21 protein-coding genes are annotated in these 20,346 nt (G+C 69.5%); 14 read left to right on the top strand and 7 right to left on the bottom strand.

The window, feature by feature from the left end:
• Nucleotides 1-66: 66 nt before the first annotated feature.
• From HCT63_RS16070 to HCT63_RS16050, 5 genes are all read left to right on the top strand, one after another.
• Entirely contained in the window at nucleotides 67-486 is a 420-nt protein-coding gene (locus tag HCT63_RS16070; RefSeq protein WP_167007009.1) for a universal stress protein, read from the top strand.
• A gap of 138 nt (nucleotides 487-624) precedes the next feature.
• Nucleotides 625-1,341: a MerR family transcriptional regulator gene (locus HCT63_RS16065; RefSeq protein WP_167007006.1), complete on the top strand. Its 717-nt coding sequence runs from the start codon at nucleotides 625-627 to the stop codon at nucleotides 1,339-1,341.
• Nucleotides 1,342-1,390: 49 nt separating this feature from the next.
• Nucleotides 1,391-2,269 carry an alpha/beta hydrolase gene (locus HCT63_RS16060; protein WP_167007003.1) on the top strand — a complete coding sequence of 293 codons (879 nt, stop codon included), beginning with the start codon at nucleotides 1,391-1,393 and terminating at the stop codon, nucleotides 2,267-2,269.
• A gap of 135 nt (nucleotides 2,270-2,404) precedes the next feature.
• Nucleotides 2,405-3,616 (top strand): acetyl-CoA C-acetyltransferase, encoded by a 1,212-nt coding sequence (locus HCT63_RS16055; RefSeq protein WP_167007000.1) that lies wholly within the window; start codon nucleotides 2,405-2,407, stop codon nucleotides 3,614-3,616.
• Nucleotides 3,617-3,654: 38 nt separating this feature from the next.
• Nucleotides 3,655-5,856 (top strand): 3-hydroxyacyl-CoA dehydrogenase NAD-binding domain-containing protein, encoded by a 2,202-nt coding sequence (locus HCT63_RS16050; RefSeq protein WP_167006998.1) that lies wholly within the window; start codon nucleotides 3,655-3,657, stop codon nucleotides 5,854-5,856.
• Here the strand turns inward: HCT63_RS16050 and HCT63_RS16045 are convergent, their stop codons facing one another.
• Nucleotides 5,857-6,726, bottom strand: a complete 870-nt coding sequence (locus tag HCT63_RS16045; RefSeq protein ID WP_167007252.1) for a cytochrome c oxidase assembly protein — start codon at nucleotides 6,724-6,726, stop codon at nucleotides 5,857-5,859.
• A gap of 14 nt (nucleotides 6,727-6,740) precedes the next feature.
• Nucleotides 6,741-7,304 carry a DUF2243 domain-containing protein gene (locus tag HCT63_RS16040; protein WP_167006995.1) on the bottom strand — a complete coding sequence of 188 codons (564 nt, stop codon included), beginning with the start codon at nucleotides 7,302-7,304 and terminating at the stop codon, nucleotides 6,741-6,743.
• Between the two features lie 136 nt (nucleotides 7,305-7,440).
• Between HCT63_RS16040 and HCT63_RS16035 the strand changes: the two genes are divergently transcribed.
• On the top strand, nucleotides 7,441-7,794 hold the full coding sequence (locus HCT63_RS16035) for a metalloregulator ArsR/SmtB family transcription factor (protein WP_208322468.1): 354 nt from the start codon (nucleotides 7,441-7,443) through the stop codon (nucleotides 7,792-7,794).
• A 55-nt stretch (nucleotides 7,795-7,849) separates the two neighbouring features.
• On the top strand, nucleotides 7,850-8,536 hold the full coding sequence (locus HCT63_RS16030; protein ID WP_167006989.1) for a GntR family transcriptional regulator: 687 nt from the start codon (nucleotides 7,850-7,852) through the stop codon (nucleotides 8,534-8,536).
• Here the strand turns inward: HCT63_RS16030 and HCT63_RS16025 are convergent.
• Both HCT63_RS16025 and HCT63_RS16020 read right to left on the bottom strand, forming a co-directional pair.
• A complete protein-coding gene (locus HCT63_RS16025) occupies nucleotides 8,500-9,117 on the bottom strand; it encodes a transposase (protein WP_167006986.1) in 618 nt (205 codons plus the stop codon). The genes HCT63_RS16030 and HCT63_RS16025 overlap by 37 nt on opposite strands.
• 165 nt (nucleotides 9,118-9,282) lie before the next feature.
• Nucleotides 9,283-9,918: a TetR/AcrR family transcriptional regulator gene (locus HCT63_RS16020; RefSeq protein WP_243843064.1), complete on the bottom strand. Its 636-nt coding sequence runs from the start codon at nucleotides 9,916-9,918 to the stop codon at nucleotides 9,283-9,285.
• 88 nt (nucleotides 9,919-10,006) lie between these two features.
• On the opposite strand from HCT63_RS16020, the gene HCT63_RS16015 reads away from it, so the two are divergent.
• The 3 genes from HCT63_RS16015 to HCT63_RS16005 all read left to right on the top strand — a co-directional run bounded on the left by HCT63_RS16015 (nucleotide 10,007) and on the right by HCT63_RS16005 (nucleotide 12,162).
• A complete protein-coding gene (locus tag HCT63_RS16015) occupies nucleotides 10,007-10,612 on the top strand; it encodes a TIGR03086 family metal-binding protein (protein ID WP_167007247.1) in 606 nt (201 codons plus the stop codon).
• Nucleotides 10,613-10,656: 44 nt separating this feature from the next.
• Nucleotides 10,657-11,013 carry a hypothetical protein gene (locus HCT63_RS16010; RefSeq protein ID WP_208322466.1) on the top strand — a complete coding sequence of 119 codons (357 nt, stop codon included), beginning with the start codon at nucleotides 10,657-10,659 and terminating at the stop codon, nucleotides 11,011-11,013.
• A 90-nt stretch (nucleotides 11,014-11,103) separates the two neighbouring features.
• On the top strand, nucleotides 11,104-12,162 hold the full coding sequence (locus HCT63_RS16005; protein WP_208322465.1) for a patatin-like phospholipase family protein: 1,059 nt from the start codon (nucleotides 11,104-11,106) through the stop codon (nucleotides 12,160-12,162).
• 898 nt (nucleotides 12,163-13,060) lie between these two features.
• On the opposite strand, the gene HCT63_RS16000 is transcribed toward HCT63_RS16005, so the two are convergent.
• Nucleotides 13,061-13,642 (bottom strand): TetR/AcrR family transcriptional regulator, encoded by a 582-nt coding sequence (locus tag HCT63_RS16000; RefSeq protein WP_167006980.1) that lies wholly within the window; start codon nucleotides 13,640-13,642, stop codon nucleotides 13,061-13,063.
• A gap of 140 nt (nucleotides 13,643-13,782) precedes the next feature.
• Between HCT63_RS16000 and HCT63_RS15995 the strand changes: the two genes are divergently transcribed.
• From HCT63_RS15995 to HCT63_RS15980, 4 genes are all read left to right on the top strand, one after another.
• On the top strand, nucleotides 13,783-14,604 hold the full coding sequence (locus HCT63_RS15995; protein ID WP_167006977.1) for an SDR family oxidoreductase: 822 nt from the start codon (nucleotides 13,783-13,785) through the stop codon (nucleotides 14,602-14,604).
• Between the two features lie 512 nt (nucleotides 14,605-15,116).
• The gene (locus HCT63_RS15990; RefSeq protein ID WP_167006973.1) at nucleotides 15,117-16,547 is read left to right on the top strand and encodes an amino acid permease; all 1,431 of its coding nucleotides are present in this window, start codon (nucleotides 15,117-15,119) and stop codon (nucleotides 16,545-16,547) included.
• Nucleotides 16,544-17,428 (top strand): universal stress protein, encoded by an 885-nt coding sequence (locus HCT63_RS15985; protein WP_167006970.1) that lies wholly within the window; start codon nucleotides 16,544-16,546, stop codon nucleotides 17,426-17,428. Before HCT63_RS15990 ends, HCT63_RS15985 begins: the two co-directional genes overlap by 4 nt.
• A 2-nt stretch (nucleotides 17,429-17,430) precedes the next feature.
• Complete coding sequence (locus HCT63_RS15980) at nucleotides 17,431-17,613, top strand: hypothetical protein (protein WP_167006967.1); 183 nt, start codon at nucleotides 17,431-17,433, stop codon at nucleotides 17,611-17,613.
• Nucleotides 17,614-17,616: 3 nt separating this feature from the next.
• Here HCT63_RS15980 and HCT63_RS15975 read toward each other — a convergent pair whose 3' ends face one another.
• Nucleotides 17,617-19,131, bottom strand: coding sequence for a carboxyl transferase domain-containing protein (locus HCT63_RS15975; protein WP_167006963.1), 1,515 nt, complete (start codon nucleotides 19,129-19,131; stop codon nucleotides 17,617-17,619).
• On the bottom strand, nucleotides 19,128-20,321 hold the full coding sequence (locus HCT63_RS15970; protein ID WP_167006960.1) for a CoA transferase: 1,194 nt from the start codon (nucleotides 20,319-20,321) through the stop codon (nucleotides 19,128-19,130). Before HCT63_RS15970 ends, HCT63_RS15975 begins: the two co-directional genes overlap by 4 nt.
• Between the last annotated feature and the right edge of the window lie 25 nt (nucleotides 20,322-20,346).

Raw genomic sequence — 20,346 nt, 5'->3', positions numbered from 1 at the left:
CGCGGCCGTACGGATGGTGCGGCTTTCGGGGTCGCTTGCGGCTCGCGGACCCGACAGGATGGCGCCATGAGCGAATCTCCTCAGAAGACCGGCACGATCCTCGTCGGCAGCGACGGCTCCGCAGGCGCTCGGCGCGCGCTCCACTGGGCGATGACCGAGGCGGATCTGCGCGGCGCGGCCGTACGGGTCGTGGTCACCGTCGACTCCACGCGCTCCTCGGTCGAGACGATCGCCGACGGTGAGCGGATCGCCGCCGAGACGGCCGAGGTGGCCGCGCTCCACGACGGCGACGCCGAGGTGACCGTCGGGGTGCACGAGGGCATGCCGGTCGACGTGCTGCTCTCGGAGGCGGCCGGCGCGCAGATGCTCGTCATCGGGAGCCACGGCACGTCCTCGATCCGGCACAACGCGCTCGGCTCGGTCAGCGACGTGCTCGCCCGTACCGCGCCGTGCCCCGTCGTGATCCTGCCCATGGGTGCTGCCTGACGGATCGCGGGAAGCGCGGCCGGGACGTCATACGGATCGAGGGCTGGAACCCCCGATCCGTATGACCTAGCGGCGAGGGCTGGGGGACGCCGAGTTCCGGTGGGCGCCGGTCTGAGTCGCGCGGTCTAAGGTGCGGACATGTCCCAGTCAACGTCTGAGCGGATGACGGTCGAGCAGCTCGCCGACCGGGTCGGCATGACTGTCCGTACGATCCGCTTCTACGCGGGCCGTGGGCTCATCCCTCCGCCCGTACGAGAGGGCCGCAACGGTTTCTATGGGCCCGACCACCTGGCCCGCCTCGAACTGGTGCGCGAGCTCCAGGCGCACGGCTTCACGCTCTCGGCGATCGAGGGCTACCTGGAGCGGCTCCCTGCGACGGCCTCGCCCGCCGACGTCGCCCTCCAGCGGACGATGCTCGCCCCGTGGTTGTCGGACCTCCCCGAGACCGTTGCGCGCGAGGTCCTCGAGGCCCGCGCCGGTCGCCCGCTCAGCGACGACGACGTCGAGCTGCTCGTCGCGCTGCGCGTCGTCGAGCCCACCCCGGACGAGGACGTCTTCCGGGTCTCACCTGCGCACCTGTCGGTCGGGGTGGCGATGATCGACCTCGGGCTCCCGCTCGACGCGGCGGTCGAGGCCGAGCGTCTCTTCGAGTCCCACGCCCGTGACATCGCCCAGGAGCTGACCGACATCTTCCGCCAGAAGGTTCTGCCGCACTATCGCGCGAGCGGCGAGTCCGCCGAGGCGATCACCGCGATGGTCGAGCGCTTCAAGCCGCTGACCGTGCAGGCGTTGGTCACCGCGTACGAGAGTGCGGTCAACGAGACCAAGCGCGAGACGGTGCGTCGCCGCACGTAGGGTGTCGGCGCAACCATCTGCATGGGTCGTTCGTCGTTGAGGAGGCGTCATGTCCGGGGTGCCCCGCTGGTTCGCCGAGGCGGTCGCGACGCCGTACGACGAGCGTGAGATCGAGGTCGAAGGAGCTCGGATCACCTACCGGGCGTGGGGGAGGATCGGAGCCCCGGTCGTCGTCCTCGTGCACGGCGGTGCGGCGCACGCCGGCTGGTGGGACCACGTCGCCCCGTTCCTGACCGCCGCCCACCGCGTGGTCGCGCTCGACCTGTCGGGGCACGGCGAGTCCAACAGGCGAGCCTCGTACGACCTGGAGACGTACGCCGCTGAGGTGCTCGCGGTCGCCGACGCCGAGGCGGCGGGCTCGGGCGAGAAGCCCTGCGTGATCGGGCACAGCATGGGTGGCTTCGTCGTGCTGACCGCCGCTCGCGAGCACGGCGCGCGCCTCGCGGGAGTCTGTGCGATCGACTCGCCTGTCCAGCAGATGTCTCCCGAGGCACGTGCCTGGCGGGCGTCCGGCAGGCACGCCCCAGGCAACAAGGTCTATCCGTCGCGCGAGGCCGTCGTTGCACGCTTCCGGCCCCTCCCCGAAGACGGTCCGGCGCTGCCGTACGTTCGCGACCACCTGGCGCCGGCCTCCGTCCGCGAGGTCGAGGGCGGCTGGACCTGGAAGTTCGATCCGAACGTGTTCTTCGGCGCCCAGATGGAGCCCGAGGACCTGGCGAAGACCGTGTGCCCAACCGCGCTGATCCGGGGTGAGCGGGGGCTCGCGACCACGGACATCACGTCGACCGTCGCCGGCCGTCTGGGCGGGCATGTTCCGGTCACGGTGGTCCCGGATGCGGGGCACCACATCATGCTCGACCAGCCGATCGCACTGATCACGGCGCTCCAGAGCCTCATCGGCGAGTGGAGCCGTCCGGCCCGTCCCTGAGTGGCCTCCCGGCGTCTTGGCACCGTGACAGTCGTGCTGTCATAGTGGTGTGGGTATCATTGACTTACTCGTTACTCGCAAGTAACTTTCTTTGGACACCTACTTTGCCGGGTCGTCAACGAACGAAGGACCGCCATGACTGAGGCATTCATCTACGACGCGATCCGCACCCCGCGCGGGCGCGGCAAGAAGACCGGATCCCTGCACGAGGTGAAGCCCATCAGCCTCGTGACCGGCCTCCTCGAGGAGGTCCAGAAGCGCAATCCGACGCTGGACGCCGGACAGGTCGAGGACGTCGTCCTCGGCTGTGTCACGCCCGTCGGTGACCAGGGCGCCGACATCGCGAAGACCGCCGCGCTCGCTGCCGGCCTCCCCGACACCGTCGCCGGTGTTCAGCTCAACCGCTTCTGCGCCTCGGGTCTCGAGGCCGTCAACCAGGCCGCGCAGCGTGTGCGCTCCGGCTGGGAAGACCTGATCCTCGCCGGCGGTGTCGAGTCCATGAGCCGCGTGCCGATGGCCTCCGACGGCGGCGCCTGGGCAATGGATCCGCAGACCGCGTTCGACACCGACTTCGTGCCGCAGGGCATCGGCGCCGACCTCATCGCGACGATCGAGGGCTTCACTCGTACTGACGTCGACACGTACGCGGCCGAGTCGCAGGCGCGTGCCGCCAAGGCGATCGCCAACGGCTACTTCGCCAAGTCCGTCGTCCCGGTGACGGACATCAACGGCCTCACGATCCTCGACCACGACGAGTTCGTCCGCCCCGGCACGACCGCCGAGTCGCTGGCCAGCCTGGCGCCGTCGTTCGAGGCGATCGGCAACTTCGGCGGGTTCGACGCCGTCGCGCTCGAGAAGTACCACGAGGTCGAGAAGATCAACCACGTCCACCACGCCGGCAACAGCTCGGGCATCGTGGACGGCGCGGCGATCGTCGTCATCGGCAACGAGGAGGCAGGCAAGCGCAACGGCCTGACCCCGCGTGCGCGCATCCTGGCGACCGCCGTCTCCGGCTCCGAGCCGACGATCATGCTCACCGGCCCCGCGCCGGCGACCCGCAAGGCGCTGGCCAAGGCCGGCCTCGAGGCGAGCGACATCGACCTGTTCGAGATGAACGAGGCGTTCGCCGCGGTTGTCCTGCGCTTCATGAAGGACATGTCGGTCCCGCACGACATCGTCAACGTCAACGGCGGCGCGATCGCTCTCGGTCACCCGCTCGGCGCGACCGGCGCAATGATTATCGGCACTCTCGTCGACGAGCTCGAGCGTCGCGACCAGCGCTACGGCGTCGCGACCCTGTGCGTCGGTGGCGGCATGGGCATCGCCACTGTCGTCGAGCGTCTCTGACCCCCTCGCCCACCGACTCACACACGGAGCAGATTCACATGACTGACAACACTGTGCCGTCGGCGGCCGAGGCCGTCCGTTACGAGCGTGGCGAGGACGGCATCGTCACCCTGGTCCTCGACGACCCGAACCAGAGCGCCAACACGATGAACGCGGCATACCAGTCCTCGATGGCCAAGGCCGTCGAGCGGCTCGTCGCCGAGAAGGACGACGTCGTCGGCGTCATCGTCGCCAGCGCCAAGAGCACCTTCTTCGCCGGCGGCGACCTCAAGCTCATGACGCAGATGACCCCGGCCGACGCCGAGGCCGTCTTCACCGAGGTCGAGTCGATGAAGGCGACGCTGCGCACGCTCGAGACGCTCGGCAAGCCCGTCGTCGCCGCGATCAACGGCGCCGCCCTCGGTGGCGGTCTCGAGATCGCGCTGGCCACGCACCACCGCGTCGCGGTCGACGGCCGCTACGAGATCGGCTTGCCCGAGGTCACCCTCGGCCTGCTGCCCGCCGGTGGCGGCGTGACTCGTACGGTGCGCATGTTCGGCCTCCAGAAGGCGCTCATGGAGGTGCTCCTCCAGGGCCCGCGCATGAAGCCGGCCCGTGCCATGGAGACCGGCCTGGTCGACGCGCTCGTCGCGACGCAGGACGAGCTGATCCCCGCCGCCAAGGCGTGGATCCTCGCGCACAAGGACGACGCCGACGCGTTCACGCAGGCGTGGGACAAGAAGGGCTACCGGATGCCGGGCGGCACGCCGTCCTCGCCGAAGCTCGCGCAGTTCCTCCCCGCGTTCCCGTCGAACCTGCGCAAGCAGACCAAGGGCGCGCCGATGAAGGCGCCGCGCAACATCATGGCGGCCGCCGTCGAGGGTGCGCAGGTCGACTTCGACACCGCATCGCGGATCGAGTCGCGCTACTTCGTGGACCTGGTCACCGGCCAGCAGTTCAAGAACATGACGCAGGCGTTCTTCTTCGACCTCAACGCCATCAACGCCGGCGGCTCACGTCCGGCGGGCATCGACAAGACGAAGGCCACCAAGCTCGCCATCCTCGGCGCGGGCATGATGGGCGCCGGCGTGGCATACGTGTCCGCTCGCGCGGGCATCGAGGTCGTGCTCAAGGACGTCACGATCGAGGCCGCCGAGAAGGGCAAGGCTTACAGCACCAATCTTCTCGACAAGCAGGTCGAGAAGGGCCGCCTGACCGCGGAGAAGCGTGACGAGATCCTCGCGCGCATCCACCCGACCGCCGACTACGCCGACCTCGAGGGCTGCGACTTCGTCATCGAGGCCGTCTTCGAGTCGGTCGACCTCAAGAAGCAGGTCTTCGGCGATCTCGAGCCCGTCGTGAAGCCGGACGCGCTGCTCGGCTCCAACACGTCGACGCTGCCGATCACGATCCTCGCCGACGGCGTGAAGCGTCCCGAGGACTTCATCGGGATCCACTTCTTCTCGCCGGTCGACAAGATGCCGCTGGTCGAGATCATCGTGGGCGAGAAGACTTCGGACGAGGCCATCGCGCGCTCGCTCGACTACGTCAAGCAGATCAAGAAGACCCCGATCGTCGTCAACGACAGCCGCGGGTTCTTCACCAGCCGTGTCTTCGGCACCCTCACGATGGAGGGCGCCGAGATGCTCGCCGAGGGCCTCGACCCGGTCGCGATCGAGCGCGCCGCGACGACCAAGGGCTTCCCGGCCCCGCCGCTGGCGATGATCGACGAGGTCACGCTCACCCTCCCGCAGAAGATCAACGCGGAGGCCAAGGCTGCTGCCGAGGGCGAGGGCAAGGCGTTCCCGGACAGCCCCGCGATGGACGTCATCAACGCGCTGGTCTCGCAGGATCGCAAGGGCAAGGCCGCCGGCGCCGGGTTCTACGAGTACCCGGCCGACGCCAAGAAGCACCTCTGGTCGGGTCTGTCGCAGTTCCGCAAGGACGGCGCCGAGATCCCGTGGGAGGACATGCAGGAGCGCTACACGTTCATCATGGCCATCGAGACGGTCCGCTGCCTCGAGGAGGGCGTGCTCCGTACGGTCGCCGACGCCAACATCGGCTCGATCTTCGGCATCGGCTTCCCCCCGCTGTACGGCGGCGCGCTGCAGTACATCAACGGGTACGAGGCTGCTGACGGCCGGATCGGCGTCGAGGCGTTCACCGAGCGTGCGCAGGAGCTCGCTGCGTCGTACGGCGAGCGCTTCAGCCCGCCGGCGCTGCTGCTCGAGAAGGCGTCGAAGGGCGAGAAGTTCGCCTGATCAGCTGACCGCCACAGGGCCCCGGGACCGCACGGTCCCGGGGCCTTCGTGCGCCCGTCCGTGCTTGGTACGCCAGGTGAGGAGCAGAGCAAGGGCGAGCAGCAGCTCGATGAGGTCGCCGCCGAAGTACATGAGGTTGCCCGCCGCCCGCATCTCCGCGACCGGCTCGCGGACCTGCACCAGAAGACCGGCGTAAAGCAGCTGCGCGACCAAGGCGTGGACGAGGATCGCCAGCCCGAGAACCACGAGCCGTACGGGCACGGACGCCCGCCGCGGTGCCGGGTCGGGGCCCGCGATGACCCAGGCGAAGAGCAGGCCCGCCAGCACCATGTGGAGGTGCACGAGACCGTGCACGAGCCCGTTGCGGGTGCTCAGGTCGTACAACGGGGTGAAGTAGAGCAGGACGAGCCCGCCGCTGCTAAGGGCGAGGGCGACGACGGGACAGGTGAGGAGACCGACCGGCCGGGAGCGGAGCATCCGCCCCACCCGCACAGCGCCGCGATGGGGCAGGGCCCTGAGGAGAAGGGTGACCGGAGCGGCGAGGACGAGAAGCAGCGGGGCGAGCATGGCGATGAGAAGGTGCTGGGCGGCATGGCCGGCGAAGCTCGCGTCGGCATAGCGGTCGAACCCCGGCGACAGGGCGACCAGGAGGACCGCCGACCCTGCGACGAACGAGACGGTCCGCATGCTCGCCCACCCGCGGCGGCCTCCCTCGGCGACGGCAGCCACGACGTAGGCGAGGGCGAGGACCGTCACGACCGCGAGCGGACCGAACGTCGTGACCGCCTGGAGGACCTGACGACCGGCCCCCTCCTCGTCCGAGGGGTCGTGCGCACGCACGCTCGCCCCCAGCGTCCCGGTCCACGGCATCCCGCTCACCTGCATCATGTCCGGTCGGCCGCGCCTCGAGCGCCGGTGTCAGAGAACGTGGCGCCGCGCTGGAGCAGCCACCCGACGAGCACCAGAATCGCGCCCAGGGCGAGGAATCCGAGGTCCCACTCGAGCTCGTGGGGTCCGCTCCGCACGTGGTGGATCCCGAGGAGGTGGTGGTTCACGGTCCCCTCGACGAGGTTGAAGACGCCGAACCCGACGAGCACCCAGCCCCACAGCGCACGCGAGGCCCACACGCGCCCCCGCGAGTGCTGGACCCGCGAGTAGAGGAGGGCGAGGCCGGTCAGGACCAGCAGCCAGGTGGTGGCATGGAAGATGCCGTCCCAGAGGGTGTTGATCTCCAGTCCGTGCACCGTGTCGGCCGGGTACGGAGGGAGGTCGATGTTCGCGGTGCCCGTCGACGTGAGCATGTGGTGCCACTGCAAGATCTGGTGCAGGAGGATCCCGTCGACGAACCCTCCGAGCCCGGCCCCGAGGACCATCCCCGGCAGGACGAGCGACGGAGTACGGTCTGCCGGGATCTGTCGCGCGTCGCGCGAGCTGGTGGACGTGGTCATCGAGAACTCTCTCCTCCGTCGGCGGCACCCGATCTGGTACCCGGGCGAGGTGCGGCCATGCCCGGCGACCACTCCACAGAGCCCCGGGACCGTACGGTCCCGGGGCTCCGTGCGTCGTTGTGGAAGGATGCGGGACGTGTCAGATCACGACCCCGCTCCCGAGGACGAGTCCGTCGTCGACCCGCGGTCGTCGTCGGCGACCTCCACGACGAGCATCGAGGCATGGGCGAAGGTCTTCGACCTGATGTCGGACCCGACGCGTCTGCGCCTGCTGCTGCGCATCCACTTCGCCGGCCCGATCAGAGTCTCCGACCTCGCCGACCAGACCGGCATCCGCGAGGGCACCGTCTCTCAGGCGCTGCGGGTCCTGCGCGCTGCCGAGGCCGTCTCGACCGAACGCGACGGGCGCAGCATCTACTACTCGCTCGCCGACCCGGTCATCCATGACCTCCTCCACCGCCTCGTCGGCGACGACCCGCACGCGCGCTGAACCAACCACGTCGACCGGCGAGCCCGTGCCCTCAGGCCGGTATACCCTCAGCGGCATGTCTGATCTCACCCAGTCTCGCCCCCTGCGTGAGGAGGTCCGCGACGAGCTCCGCTCGCGCATCACCAGCGGCGCGTACGCTCCCGGCTTCCGCCTCGTCGAACGCACCATCGCCAGCGAGCTCGGCGTCTCGCGCGTGCCGGTCCGTGAGGCGCTCCACGCGCTCGTGCTCGAGGGCTTCGCCGAGGACCGCCTGACCCGAGGCATCGCCGTGCGCAGCTACGACGCCGCGCAGATCGCCGATCTGGCGCAGGTCGGCGGGGCGCTCGAGGCGGTGCTCGTGCGCAGGCTCGCGACCTACGCACGGCCGTCGGATCTCGAGCCGCTTCGCGAAGTGCTCGCCGAGGCAGCAGCTTCCATCGCCGCGGGCGACGTGCCTGCGGCCGTCGTTGCCAATGCACGCTTCCACGAGGTTCTCGAGGAGCTCGGCCGCGGGACCATCGTGGGCGAGGTGCTGGTGACGATTGGTGAACGGCGGCGCTGGCTCATGCGCCAGCACACCGATCCGGCGCCCATCCACGCCGAGCACGCGGCCCTGTACGACGCGCTGGTCGCGGCCGACGTCGAGGGTGCGGTCGCCCTCGTCGTGGCGCACGCGCGCGGCGCCGTTATGCACGCCGTGACCACCCAGGATGCTTCTATGTCGTGTCAAGCCGCTGACGCGAGGACCTCCGGCACCGGGTGAGCGGCGGCCAGGGTCCGGAAGATCTGCCGCCCGACGTAGCGCTTGAGGCAGCGCCTGATCTCCTTGGTCCTCTTGCCCTCGGCCAAGCGCCGCTCGATGTAGGCCCGCGTGTTGGGGTCGGTCCGCATCCGGGTCAGAACGATGGTGTTCAACGCTCGGTTGAGTTGGCGATCGCCGCCGCGGTTGAGGCGATGGCGGACTGTGTTCCCTGACGACGCTGGGATCGGCGCGGCGCCCGCGATCTGCGCGAAGGCCGCCTCGCTGCGGATCCGGCCGGGGTGGGACCAGACCGTCAGCACGACCGCAGCGGTGATCGCTCCGACTCCGTGCTGCTCGAGAAGTTCGGGTGCTTCGACAGCTACGAGGTTCGTGATGGTGGCGCGGTTCTCGGCCAGTTCCTCGTCGAGGCTCACGACTCGCTTGGCCAGACGGACGGCCTCAGCTCGTGCGGTCGCGACACCGAAGGGCTCCTCGCGGCGTCGCCAGCCCGCGATCGTGGCGATCTGTTGCGAGGTCAGGGACTTGCGGGCGTCGATGCCAAGGTCGTGGCTGCGCACGAGCGCGGTCGCGCGTTGATGCACCGGACCCGCTCGACGTTGATGTGGTCGCGCGCGACGGTCAGCACGCGCAGCGCCATGTGTGCCTCGCCGGCGCGGCGGTCACGCAGCATCGTCAACGGCATGACGAGGGAGGACCGATTCAATCGCGTAAACGGCGTACGGGACAGTCAGCGCGAGAGGTGGAGCTCAGTCTGTGTTCGCAGGCTCTGCGGTAGCGGGCTCGAGACATTTGCGCACCGCAGTCCTGGCTCGCGCGTAAGGCTCCGGATCGTTGTGCAGGAGAGATGCGGCATTGGCAGTCTCCAGAAAGGCGATCAGCTCGAACGCGAGTTGGTCGGCGTCCGTGTCGTCAGGGAGTTCGCCGAGCTGGCGGGCGTCGTGGATGGTGCGTGTGACCAGGTTGCTCCAGTCCAGACTGGCAGCGGCCACGGTGTCGCGTACCCGGCCAGATCGAGCGTCGTACTCGGCAGCAACGGCGAAGAAGAAGCACCCGCCAGGGAATGTCCGTCGTTCTGAATAGCTCAGCCAGTTCTCGCACAGTCGGCGCACCCGCCCCACGCCCGGCGGCACGGCCAATGCGGGCTGGATAACCTCCTCGAGGTACACGCCTGCCGCGGCGCGGATCGTGGCGAGCTGCAGTTCCTCCTTTGAGCCGAAGTAGCCGAACAGTCCGCTCTTGCTCACGCCGAGGTCCGTGGCGAGCCGGCCGATCGACAGCCCGTCCAACCCGTCTTGGGAGGCGAGGTCTGCCGCCCTGCGCAGGATCGCAGTCCGCGCTTGGTCATTTCGCGGTCGCCCCACCTTCTCCACCTCCTTGCGCACGAACGTTCGGTAAATGATACCCGACGCCTCTCCTGTCTGTGTTAGCGTGCGTTTCTAGTACGAACGTTCGTGCTTGGAAAGGATCATTGTGACGAGGCAAAGAACCGCGGACGTCCGCGACCTGGACCGCCAGGCGTTGGCGCTGGCCAGTGGAGTGATCGCGCAGGTCCAGGGCGCAGATCTTGTGCGACCCACACCCTGCGCTTCCTGGAACCTGGCTGAACTACTACGACACATTGTTGGCGAGAATCGCGGCTTCGCCGCCAACGCCATGAGTGCACCGGTAGACCGATCCATATGGGACAGCGGCGACCTCCGCACCGACGCGTATCGCGCCTTCCAGGACTCTGCGGACGCGGTCACGGAGGCGTTCGCCGCCCCGGACGCCTACGACCGTCAGGTCGAAGTGCGCGAGTTCGGCATCTTCCGGGGCCGGGTCGCTCTGAGCATGCACTTCGTGGACGTCCTCGTTCACGGATGGGATGTCGCCGCGACCATCGGTGCGCCCTACCATCCCGACCCGGAGTTGACCGCCGCTGCGCTGACGATCGCGCGCCAGTGGCCGGATACACCGAGCTCCCGCGGTCCCGGTGCCGCGTTCAGCCCTCAGGTCCCGGTGTCCACCGATGCCGCCGACTTCGAGCGACTGCTTGGGCTCCTGGGCCGCTCCCCACTGTGGACTCGACCATTTTGAGAACCCGGTGGACGCCCGGCCCAGCCGCCAGCACCACAGGCCCAGTGCTGATCAGCGTCACCGACTTCCAGGCCAGTCGCCACCTCGACTTGCCTGGCATCTACCAGGCCGGCTTCACGCTGCGCCGATCCTGGCCCCTCCATGCGGGCGCGGTCGGCATGTGGCTATGGACAGCCCCCCTGCAGGCCAGGTGCGGCTCGGTGTCGATCTGGCAGGACGAGGAGGCCCTGCACCGGTTCGTGGCCTGGCCTGACCACGTCACGATCATGCGCCGCTATCGCGGACGGGGAAAGGTCAGGTCTGCCACCTGGGCCGGCACCCAGCCTGACCCCGCTATCTGGGTCCAGGCGCGGTCATACCTGGCCGGCGGCGAACCCGGCACAGCAAGCCACGGCCAGTAGGGCGGTCGGGTCCAGCATGTCAACTACCCGCCATCTGAGACAGAACCGTCATAGCTGCGGCGGGATCAGCGATACGAGACGAGAGAGCACATGCAAGAAGAATTGATGACCGGGGACGGCTGCCACGAAGTCCTGCGCGTCCTAGCCGACCGCGTGCGCCACGGAAGCCGTCCCGGCGAACGCCAGGACGGCCAACGGGTAGCGCTGGCCATCGAGGGCGGCGGCATGCGCGGCACAATCTCCGCCGGGATGGCCCTAGCCCTGCACGAGATGGGGGCGGCGCACGCCTTCGACGCCGTCTACGGCGCCTCTGCGGGCGCGATCACTGGAGCGTGGCTGCTGAGCGGAGCCCCTGAGAACCTGACCGGATGGGCTGAACCGGCGTATGTGACAGCGATGATCCGTCCGTCCAACGTTTGGCGCGGCCGGCCGATGGTCGATGTGCAGAACCTCGTCGAGTACCTCTATTGCGAGGTGGCCCGAATGGACTTCAACGCCATCCTGGCCAACCCCGTCGAGTACCACCCACTGGCGACCGACTTCCACACTGGCCAAGCCACTGATCTACGCCCTCATCTGACCAGTCCGGCCGAACTGCGACTGGCCCTGCGCGCCAGCGCTGCACTGCCCTTCCTCGCCGGTCCACCGATTGAGCTAGCAGGCCGGCGCTTCTCTGATGCCGGCCTCTCCGAGTCCATCCCCTACCGCACCGCCCTCGCCCAGGGCGCCAGTCACGTTCTGGTTCTGCGGTCCCGGCCAGCGCCGCCACTCGCCGCCGGTAAATCTGACCCCGGCCCACGCACGCGCCCGTCATACAGGGCGCGCCTAACCTCCGCGACCGCGCTGCGGATCTATCCCGACCCCGTGCGGCACAGCTTCCTAGCACGGGACCGCCGCCTTCTGGAAGACGAAGCGTTGCTCGCGCAATACGACCAAGCCGTGCTGCCGGGGGGGCCAACATCCGTCGACCGGCGGACCAAGGCCAAATCCGCAGTGCTGTCCGTGCGCCCCGGACCGGACTCGCCGCGAGTCGGGCGCCTCACTCGCGACGCGAAGATCCTCAAAGCCGCGTTCGAAGCCGGGCGGACGGCGATAGAGCGTACGCTAGACCCTCTCAGCCTGCAGACGGGTCTGCCCCCTGCCGAGTGAACCCTTCCTTGGTCTGACGCGAGGCACTGCAGACCGGTCAAGATGCGGTGGCGAAGAACTCCGTCATTCCGGCATAGGGTGAGTCCCCAGGAGTGGTGGAAGTAGCTGGCCCAGCCTGGGATCGGAACTCTCTACCGCCACACGGGCCGTCCGTCCACCGCAAAGGTTGGCCTGTTGGTCGGCCCGGCACGGCACGCCACGTCGATACCCAAGGTCATCGTCATCTCTCGTGCTCCCGTCAGTCATTGGTTCGGATCAGAAATGACTGAGCGGCACGGCCACGGTCCAGACATTCTCTAAGCAGAAGTCTCGCGACCCTGTGGGGTCACGGACTCCAAGTTCCCGAACAGGACCACCGCATCGACCGGACACCAGTCCGCGGGCGACTCACTCAGCGGTCAGAGATCACACCGTGTCCCGGTCGGTGGCCCGGAGCACACCCGCGAACCTTGCTGCCAACCAAAATGTCGGTGGCTCCACTCATGCCGGTGATGAGAGGAGGTGGCGACATGGCCAGCAGCAAGCCGAGCAAGGCCGCGCTGTCGAAGGCGGGCAAGACCCTCGCGTCCGACGGATCGTCCAAGGGCGCAAAATCGAAGGCCGGTAGCACCCTCGGTAAGGGCTGATACCGGAGCGGCCACTCTCCCGCTCGACTGGGGAGAGCGTCCGTCTGCCTGCGTCTTTTCGGGCCCTAGCGGCTGCTGGGTCGGGGCCGAGGACGGCGGGTTGGGGGGTATCCGCTTGGGCTCTCGGTCGGTGGCGGGGGACCTCGACGAGCCGGACCTCGAGGGCGCCCTTGCGGGCGCCGAGCCGCTGCAAGGCGGCGTCGTTTCGGCATCGGGTTGAGCACCAGACGGGACGTCGGCCGACGCCGCGGTAGCCGACGGCTCGGCCGAGCTTAGGTGCGCGGACCTGCGCCATGCAGTAGGGCATCGATGATGCGGGCGGCGAGGGTGTCAGTGTCGATGTCGGTATCGTCCGGGCTTCCGCGCAGGGATTCCCCGAGGAGCGCGTAGTAGACCCGCCGCACCCAGTCGAGGTCGGCCGTCTCGTCGATGAGCTTGTCCGCCCGGGCTCGTTCCAGCACTGTGATGCAACGCTGGCCGATGTCCTCGTGAAGGGCCGCCGCTTCGCTGTCGGGATGGGCAGGTAGTCCCAGCGCGAACGCCCAGGCGCCTTTCACCTCGAGCACATTGGCCGTGATCCGGTGCAATGCCACCAGGGGAGGGGCGGTGTCGGGCCGGCCGTCCTCCACGGCTTGGACGAGCTGGCGGGCGGCCGAAGATGCCAAGGCATCGATCAGTGCCTGCCGATGGGCGAACCGCCGGTGGATCGTTGTCCTGGCCACCCCCGCCGCAGTCGCGATCTGCTCCATCGACGCGCCGGGATCCGTGGAGAGCACGCGTTCGGCTGCCTCCAAAATTGCGCGCACACTGCGCTCCGCGTCCGCCCGCAACGGCCGTGCCGCTGTCTCACCCATGGCGCCTCCCACCTATCTGCTCAGCCCCAAAACGACACGGAACTGCGCTGCTCCCGAACTAACTGCATCGTCAGTGTTGCATTTACGCTCATTATGAGCAACGCTTGTGTCTTAGTTTACTGCCACTCAAGGAGAAATCCATGCACAGTACAGCGCTCATCACCGGGGCTTCATCCGGACTCGGGGCAGAGTTCGCCGCACAACTCGCCGCCCGCGGACACGACCTGATCCTGGTGGCGCGTTCCGAGGGCAGGCTCACCGCTCTCGCAGAGCGCCTCGCCGCGGAGCACGACATCCGGGCCCACGTCCTAGTCCAGGACCTCTCCGACCCCGATGCGGCCCGGCAGATCGCTGGTCAGCTTTCCGCCCGTGACCTCCGCGTCGACCTGCTGGTCAACAACGCCGGCTTCGGCATTTGCGGTCGCTTTGAGGAGATCGCCGCAGAGCGTGACCACGATCAGCTGATGGTCAACGTCGTCGCGCTCGTAGACCTCACCCACGCGCTGCTCCCCGACATGCTGGAGCGCGGCACGGGAGCAGTCTTGAACGTCGCTTCCACCGCGGGGTTTCAGCCCTCCCCCTACTTCGCCGTCTACGGGGCGGCCAAGGGCTTCGTGCTGAACTTCGGGCTGGCCCTGCGCCAGGAGTACCGCGGTCGCGGCATTCGCGTACTTACTCTGTGCCCCGGCCCGGTCGACACCCCCTTCTTCGAGGCCATCGGCACCCGCAAGGCGGCCGTCAACGGCTCGATGACCACGCCCGAACCGGTTGTACGCGCCGCTCTACGCGCGCTCGACCGGGACCGGGGATACGTCACTCCCGGACTCGGCAATGCTCTGTCCGCGCATCTGCTGCCGCGCCGGCCGCGCACCCTGGTTGCCGCCATGGCCGAGCGCGTTACCCGTCAAGTACTCAGCCCCGCGGCGGGCACCGCCCCGCACCCGAAGGAGTACGCGGCATGAATTCTTCCAACGCTCCCGCTGCGGGTGCCGCCGCCGCGATGCTGCTCGTTGGCTCCTCGACGGCCGTCTCTGCGACGATTGCTGCGCCCCCATGTCCGATGAAACGCACGCCGATGCCGAGGCCGCAAGTCGGACGCTAGCGGTCTGAACCGCCCGTGACGTTCTGCTCCTTCTAGCGCTGGCCGCCACCGGCCTGGCGGGCTTCAACATCTTCCTGGTCGAAGCCACCCGGCACGCGAGCCCCGCAATGATCGGCACCGTGGTCGGCGCACTCCCCATCGTCCTAGCACTCGTCGGGCCGTTGACCGAACGCCGCCGACCGGCCGCGCGCACCGTTAGCGCCGCGGTTGTCGTGACCCTAGGCGCTGTCGTCGCCGCGGTCACAACGCGCACGGGTGACCGGCGCTAACCCTGCCAGCCAGCCCCAGGCCGACCGTCACCAAGACTTACAGGCGGTTCAAACCGCTAGCGTCCGACTTGCGGCCTCGGCATCGGCGTGCGTTTCATCGGACATGGGGGCGCAGCAGTCGTCGTTCGCCGCGCAGATCTTCCGACGCATGCCGGTGGGTCGACGTCCGCACACCGAGGAGGGCCTCAAGCGCACCATCGGGCTCGTCCAGCTGGTCGGGTTCGGCGTCGGCGCGACGGTCGGTACGGGCATCTTCTTCGTCCTGACCGAGGCCGTTCCGAATGCCGGGCCAGGTGTCGTCGTGTCGTTCGTGATCGCCGCGGTCACGGCGGGACTCACTGCGCTCTGCTATGCCGAGCTCGCTGGCAGCGTCCCCGTGTCGGGATCGTCGTACTCCTACGCGTACGCCACCCTCGGCGAGGTCGTCGCGATGGTCGTCGCGGCGTGCCTGCTGCTCGAGTACGGGGTGTCTGCGTCCGCGGTGGCGGTCGGCTGGTCGGAGTACCTCAACCAGCTCCTCGACAACCTCTTCGGCGTCCAGATCCCGCACGACCTGTCGTACGCGCCCGAGGCCGGCGGCGTCGTCAACCTGCCCGCGATGGTCCTCGTCGTCCTGTGCGCGCTGCTGCTGATCCGTGGCGCGAGCGAGTCCGCGACCGTCAACACGATCATGGTCGGCATCAAGGTGGCCGTGCTCCTCCTGTTCATCGCGATCGCGGCGACGGGCTGGAACAGCGACAACCTCGCCGACTTCGCCCCGTTCGGTGTCGCAGGGATCCAGGCGGCGTCGGCGACCATCTTCTTCTCCTACATCGGACTCGACGCCGTGTCGACGGCCGGGGACGAGGTGAAGGACCCGGCACGCACGATGCCGAAGGCGATCATCATCTCGCTGATCATCGTGTCCACCCTGTACGTCGCCGTGGCGCTCACCGCCGTCGCCGCACAGCCGTGGCAGGACTTCGAGGGGCAGCAGGCAGGGCTGGCGCAGATCCTGGAGAACGTCACCGGCTCGACCTGGCCGAGCACGGTGCTTGCCGCGGGCGCGGTCATCTCGATCTTCAGCATCACCCTCGTCGTCATGTACGGGCAGACGCGCATCCTCTTCACGATGGGCCGTGACCGGATGCTGCCTCCGATCTTCGCCCGGGTGAACCCCCGGACGCTCACCCCGATCCCCAACACGATCATCGTCGCCACCGTCGTCGCGCTCATCGCGGGCTTCATCCCGCTCAACTGGTTGCTCGACACGGTGAGCATCGGGACGCTCGTCGCCTTCATGGTGGTCTCGCTCGGTGTCATCATCTTGCGCCGGCGCGCACCCGACCTCGAGCGCACGTTCAAGGTGCCGCTGTATCCCGTGCTGCCGCTGCTGTCGATCGCCGCGTGCATCTACGTGCTCACGGGGCTCGCACTCGTGACGTGGGTGGTGTTCCTCATCTGGGTGGCGGTCGCGCTCGCGTTCTACTTCTCGTACGGGTTCCGGCGCTCGACGCTGCGCACCGGAGCCGGCGACGAGGAGGCGACGTCGTGACCGTCGTGGCGGGGATCGGCCCCGACGGGCGAGGCATGCACGCCGTCCACCTGGCCGGCCGGATCGCGGCGTCCACCGAGGAGGACCTGCTGCTGTGCTGCGTGGTCTCCGACGCGTGGGGCCGGGGGAGTGCGGCGTCCGGTGCGGATGCCGACTGGCGGCGCCACCTGGAGGGGATGGCAACCGAGGCGATGGCCGAGGCGCGGACGATCCCGCCGCCTGAGGTGCGGGTCGACGCCGTCGTCCGTACCGCGCGGTCGGTGCCTCGCGAGCTGGTGACCGCGTCCGAACGCGCAGACGCGTCGGTGCTCGTCGTCGGATCGGCGGGCGACGCGCTCATGGGCCACGTCGCGCTCGGCAACGTCAGCACCTGGCTGCTCCACCGGGCATCGCTTCCCGTCGCGCTCTCCCCGCGCTCGTTCTGGTCAGAGCCGACCGACCGGCTCGAACGCCTCGTCCTCGCCGTCGACTCCGACGCCGCCGTGGACTCCGCCCTCGACGCGACGACGCTGCTGGCGCGGCGCGCAGGCGTCGGTCTCGGGCTCGTGACCTTCGGCGTACGACGCCTGCCGGCGCTGCCGGACGGAGGAGGGCGCCGGGCGGACGACGCGGTGTACGAGGCGTGGCGCGAGCAGATCGACGCCTTCCAGGCGCGTGCCGCGTCGCTCGTGGAGGAGACCGGAGTGCCGGTCACCGACAGGATCGTCGCGGTCGCCGACTCGTGGCGCGGCGCCGTGAACAAGGTGCACTGGCGCGAGGGGGACATGCTGGTGATGACGTCGAGCCGCGATGGTCCGGTCCGCCGGATCTTCCTCGGATCGAACGCACCGCGCATCATGGGTCACGTGCCCGTGCCCGTCCTCACGCTTCCCCGGAGGTAGCAGTGCCCGTCATCGACCGCCGCGTCGTCCTCCCGGCGCCGGCCGCACAGGTGTGGGCACGTGCCACGACCGTCGAAGGGATCGCGTACGAGCTCGCGCCCTGGTTGTCGATGACGGTGCCGCCCGGTCTGCGCGGCAAGACTCTCGCCGATCGCGACGACGTCCTGACCTTCGCCCGCGCGTGACGGTCAGGCGCCGGCGAGTCCGCGGCGGAAGCGCGCTCGTCGCGCGGCGCGGCGTGCCACGTCGTCGGCCGCCCACAGCTGCGTGAGCTCGTCCTCGACGACCTCGCTGACCCGGCGGCAGAACGCCTCCGGCTCCTGCGCGGCATCGGGCGACTCGGCGATGACGCGGTCGACGGTCCCGTCCTCGACGAGTGCGGCGGCGCCGACGCGCTGGGCGCGTGCCATCTCCGCTGCCCGGTCGGGGACGCGGTGCACGATCGCGCTCGCACCCTCCGGCGGCAGCGGTGACAGCCACGCGTGCTGCGCGGCCACGACGCGGTCGGCGGGCAGCAGCGCGAGCGCGCCGCCGCCGGTGCCCTGGCCGAGCAGAACGGTCAGAGTCGGGACGGGGAGTGTCACCATGTCCGCGAGGCTGCGCGCGATCTCGCCGGCGAGCCCACCCTGCTCGGCGTCGACGGACAGCGCAGCGCCGGGGGTGTCGATCACGCTGACGAGCGGGAGCCCGAGCTCGGCGGCCAGCCGCATGCCGCGGCGCGCCTCACGCAGGGCGTCCGGGCCGAGCGGCCGGTCGGCGGTCTGCGCGCGCCGGTCCTGACCGAGGAGCACGGCGGGCGACGCCCCGAAGCGGGCGAGCGCGAGCACCAGCCCGTGGCCCGCCTCGCCCTGGCCGGTGCCGTTGAGCGGGACGACGTCGCTCGCGCCGTGGCGCAGGAGGGCGCGGACCCCCGGGCGATCGTCGCTGCGCGAAGCGAGGACGGACTCCCACGGATCCGAGCCGACCCCACTGGTCGAGTAGTCCGAGCCGCTAGGCGAGGACGTATCGAGACCCGGAGCAGTCGGCCGTGGCGACTGCAGGATGCGCAGCGTCCGGTCCACGATCCCGGCCAGCTCCTCCGGCGGGAGCACCGCGTCGACGATGCCGTGCGCGTACAGGTTCTCCGACGTCTGCACGCCCTCGGGGAACGGCTCCCCGTACAGCGCTTCGTATACGCGCGGCCCGAGGAACCCCAGCAGCGCACCCGGCTCCGCGACCGTGATGTGGCCCAGCGATCCCCACGACGCCATGACGCCGCCGGTGGTGGGGTTGCGCAGATACACCAGGTACGGGAGGCCAGCGTCCTTGTGCGCGCAGATCGCCGCGGTGATCTGGACCATCCGGACGAACGCCGGGGTGCCCTCCTGCATCCGCGTCCCGCCCGAGACCGGCGCGGCGAGCAGGGGGAGTCCCTCGGCGGTCGCCCGCTCCACGGCGACCGTGAGCCGTTCGGCCGCATCGACGCCGATCGACCCGGCGAGGAACCCGAACTCGCCGACGAGCACCGCCACCCGGCGCCCGTGGATCGTGCCCTCGCCGGTCACGACGGACTCGTCGGTGCCGGAGCGCTCCTGTGCACGGGCGAGGTCCGCGGCGTAGTCGGGCGCCACCTCGCCTCGGACGACCGGCGTGTCCCAGGACCCGAAGGACCCGTCGTCGAGCACGAGGTCGATCAGCGCCTGCGCGCTCAACCGGGTGCTCACGCCGTCGCCTCCGACCCACCGCGCGCGTCGTCCGTCTCGCAGGCGTCGAGCCACGCGGCGATCGATGCGTTGTGCTGTCCAAGTCGCGGGGGAGCCAGGTGCGTCTCACGCGCGCCGGCATACGGGTTGTCGTCGAGCCGCAGTGCAGGGCCCGGCAGCGAGACGGAGCCGAGGCTCTCGTGCTCGACGTCGATGAGCAGCCCCTGCGAGCGGGTCTGGTCCCACGCATAGACGTCGTCGAGCGTGCGCACCTTGCCGGCGGGGACGCCCGCGTTGGCCAGCCGAGCCAGCCACACCTCGGCACCCTCGTCGGCGAAACGCTCCTCGATCAGCGCGGTCAGTCCCTCACGCCCGCCGACCCGGTCGGGGTTGGTCGCGTACGGCGCGGCGGCGGGGTCGAGCCCGATCAACGGTGCGAACCGCGTCCACAGCCCTTCGCTGCCGACTGCGATCTGCACGGGCGAGTCGGCCGTACGGAACAGCCCGTACGGAGCGATCGACGGGTGGTGGTTGCCCATCCCGCGCGGCACCTCGCCGGCGACCGTCCACCGGGTGCCCTGGAATGCGTGAACGCCGACGATGCTCGCGAGCAGGCTCGTCCGCACGACCCGCCCCCGGCCGGTGGCGTGGCGCTCGTGCAGCGCGGCGACCACCCCGTACGCGGCGTTCATCCCGGCGAGCAGGTCGCCGATCGGGACCCCGACCTTGGTCGGCTCCTCGGGCGACGGGCCGGTGATGCTCATCAGCCCGGCCTCGCCCTGCGCGATCTGGTCATACCCGGCGCGCCCACCCTCCGGCCCGTCGTGCCCGAACCCGGTGATCGAGCAGATCACCAGTCGGGGGTTGAGCTCGTGGAGACGCTCCTCGGAGAAGCCGAGGCGTGCGAGGACACCGGGTCGGAAGTTCTCCAGCAGCACGTCGGCCTGTCGTACGAGCCGCGTCAGCAGCTCCTTGCCGGCGTCGCTCTTGAGGTCGGCGGTCACCGACTCCTTGTTGCGGTTGCACGACAGGAAGTACGTCGACTCCTCGTCTCCGGGCTCACCCACGAACGGCGGTCCCCAGCCACGGGTGTCGTCTCCGGTCGGCGACTCGACCTTGACGACCCGGGCGCCGAGGTCGCCGAGCATCATCGCGGCGTGCGGGCCGGCGAGGGCGCGGGTGAGGTCGAGGACGACGATGTCGGTCAGCATGCGGTGCTCCTGGTCGTGCGGGCGT

This window comes from Mumia sp. ZJ430 (genome assembly GCF_011751845.1).
Taxonomy (GTDB): Bacteria; Actinomycetota; Actinomycetes; order Propionibacteriales; family Nocardioidaceae; genus Mumia.
The sequence above is the reverse complement of the archived record's forward strand: the minus strand, read 5'-3'. Positions and strand labels throughout refer to the sequence as shown.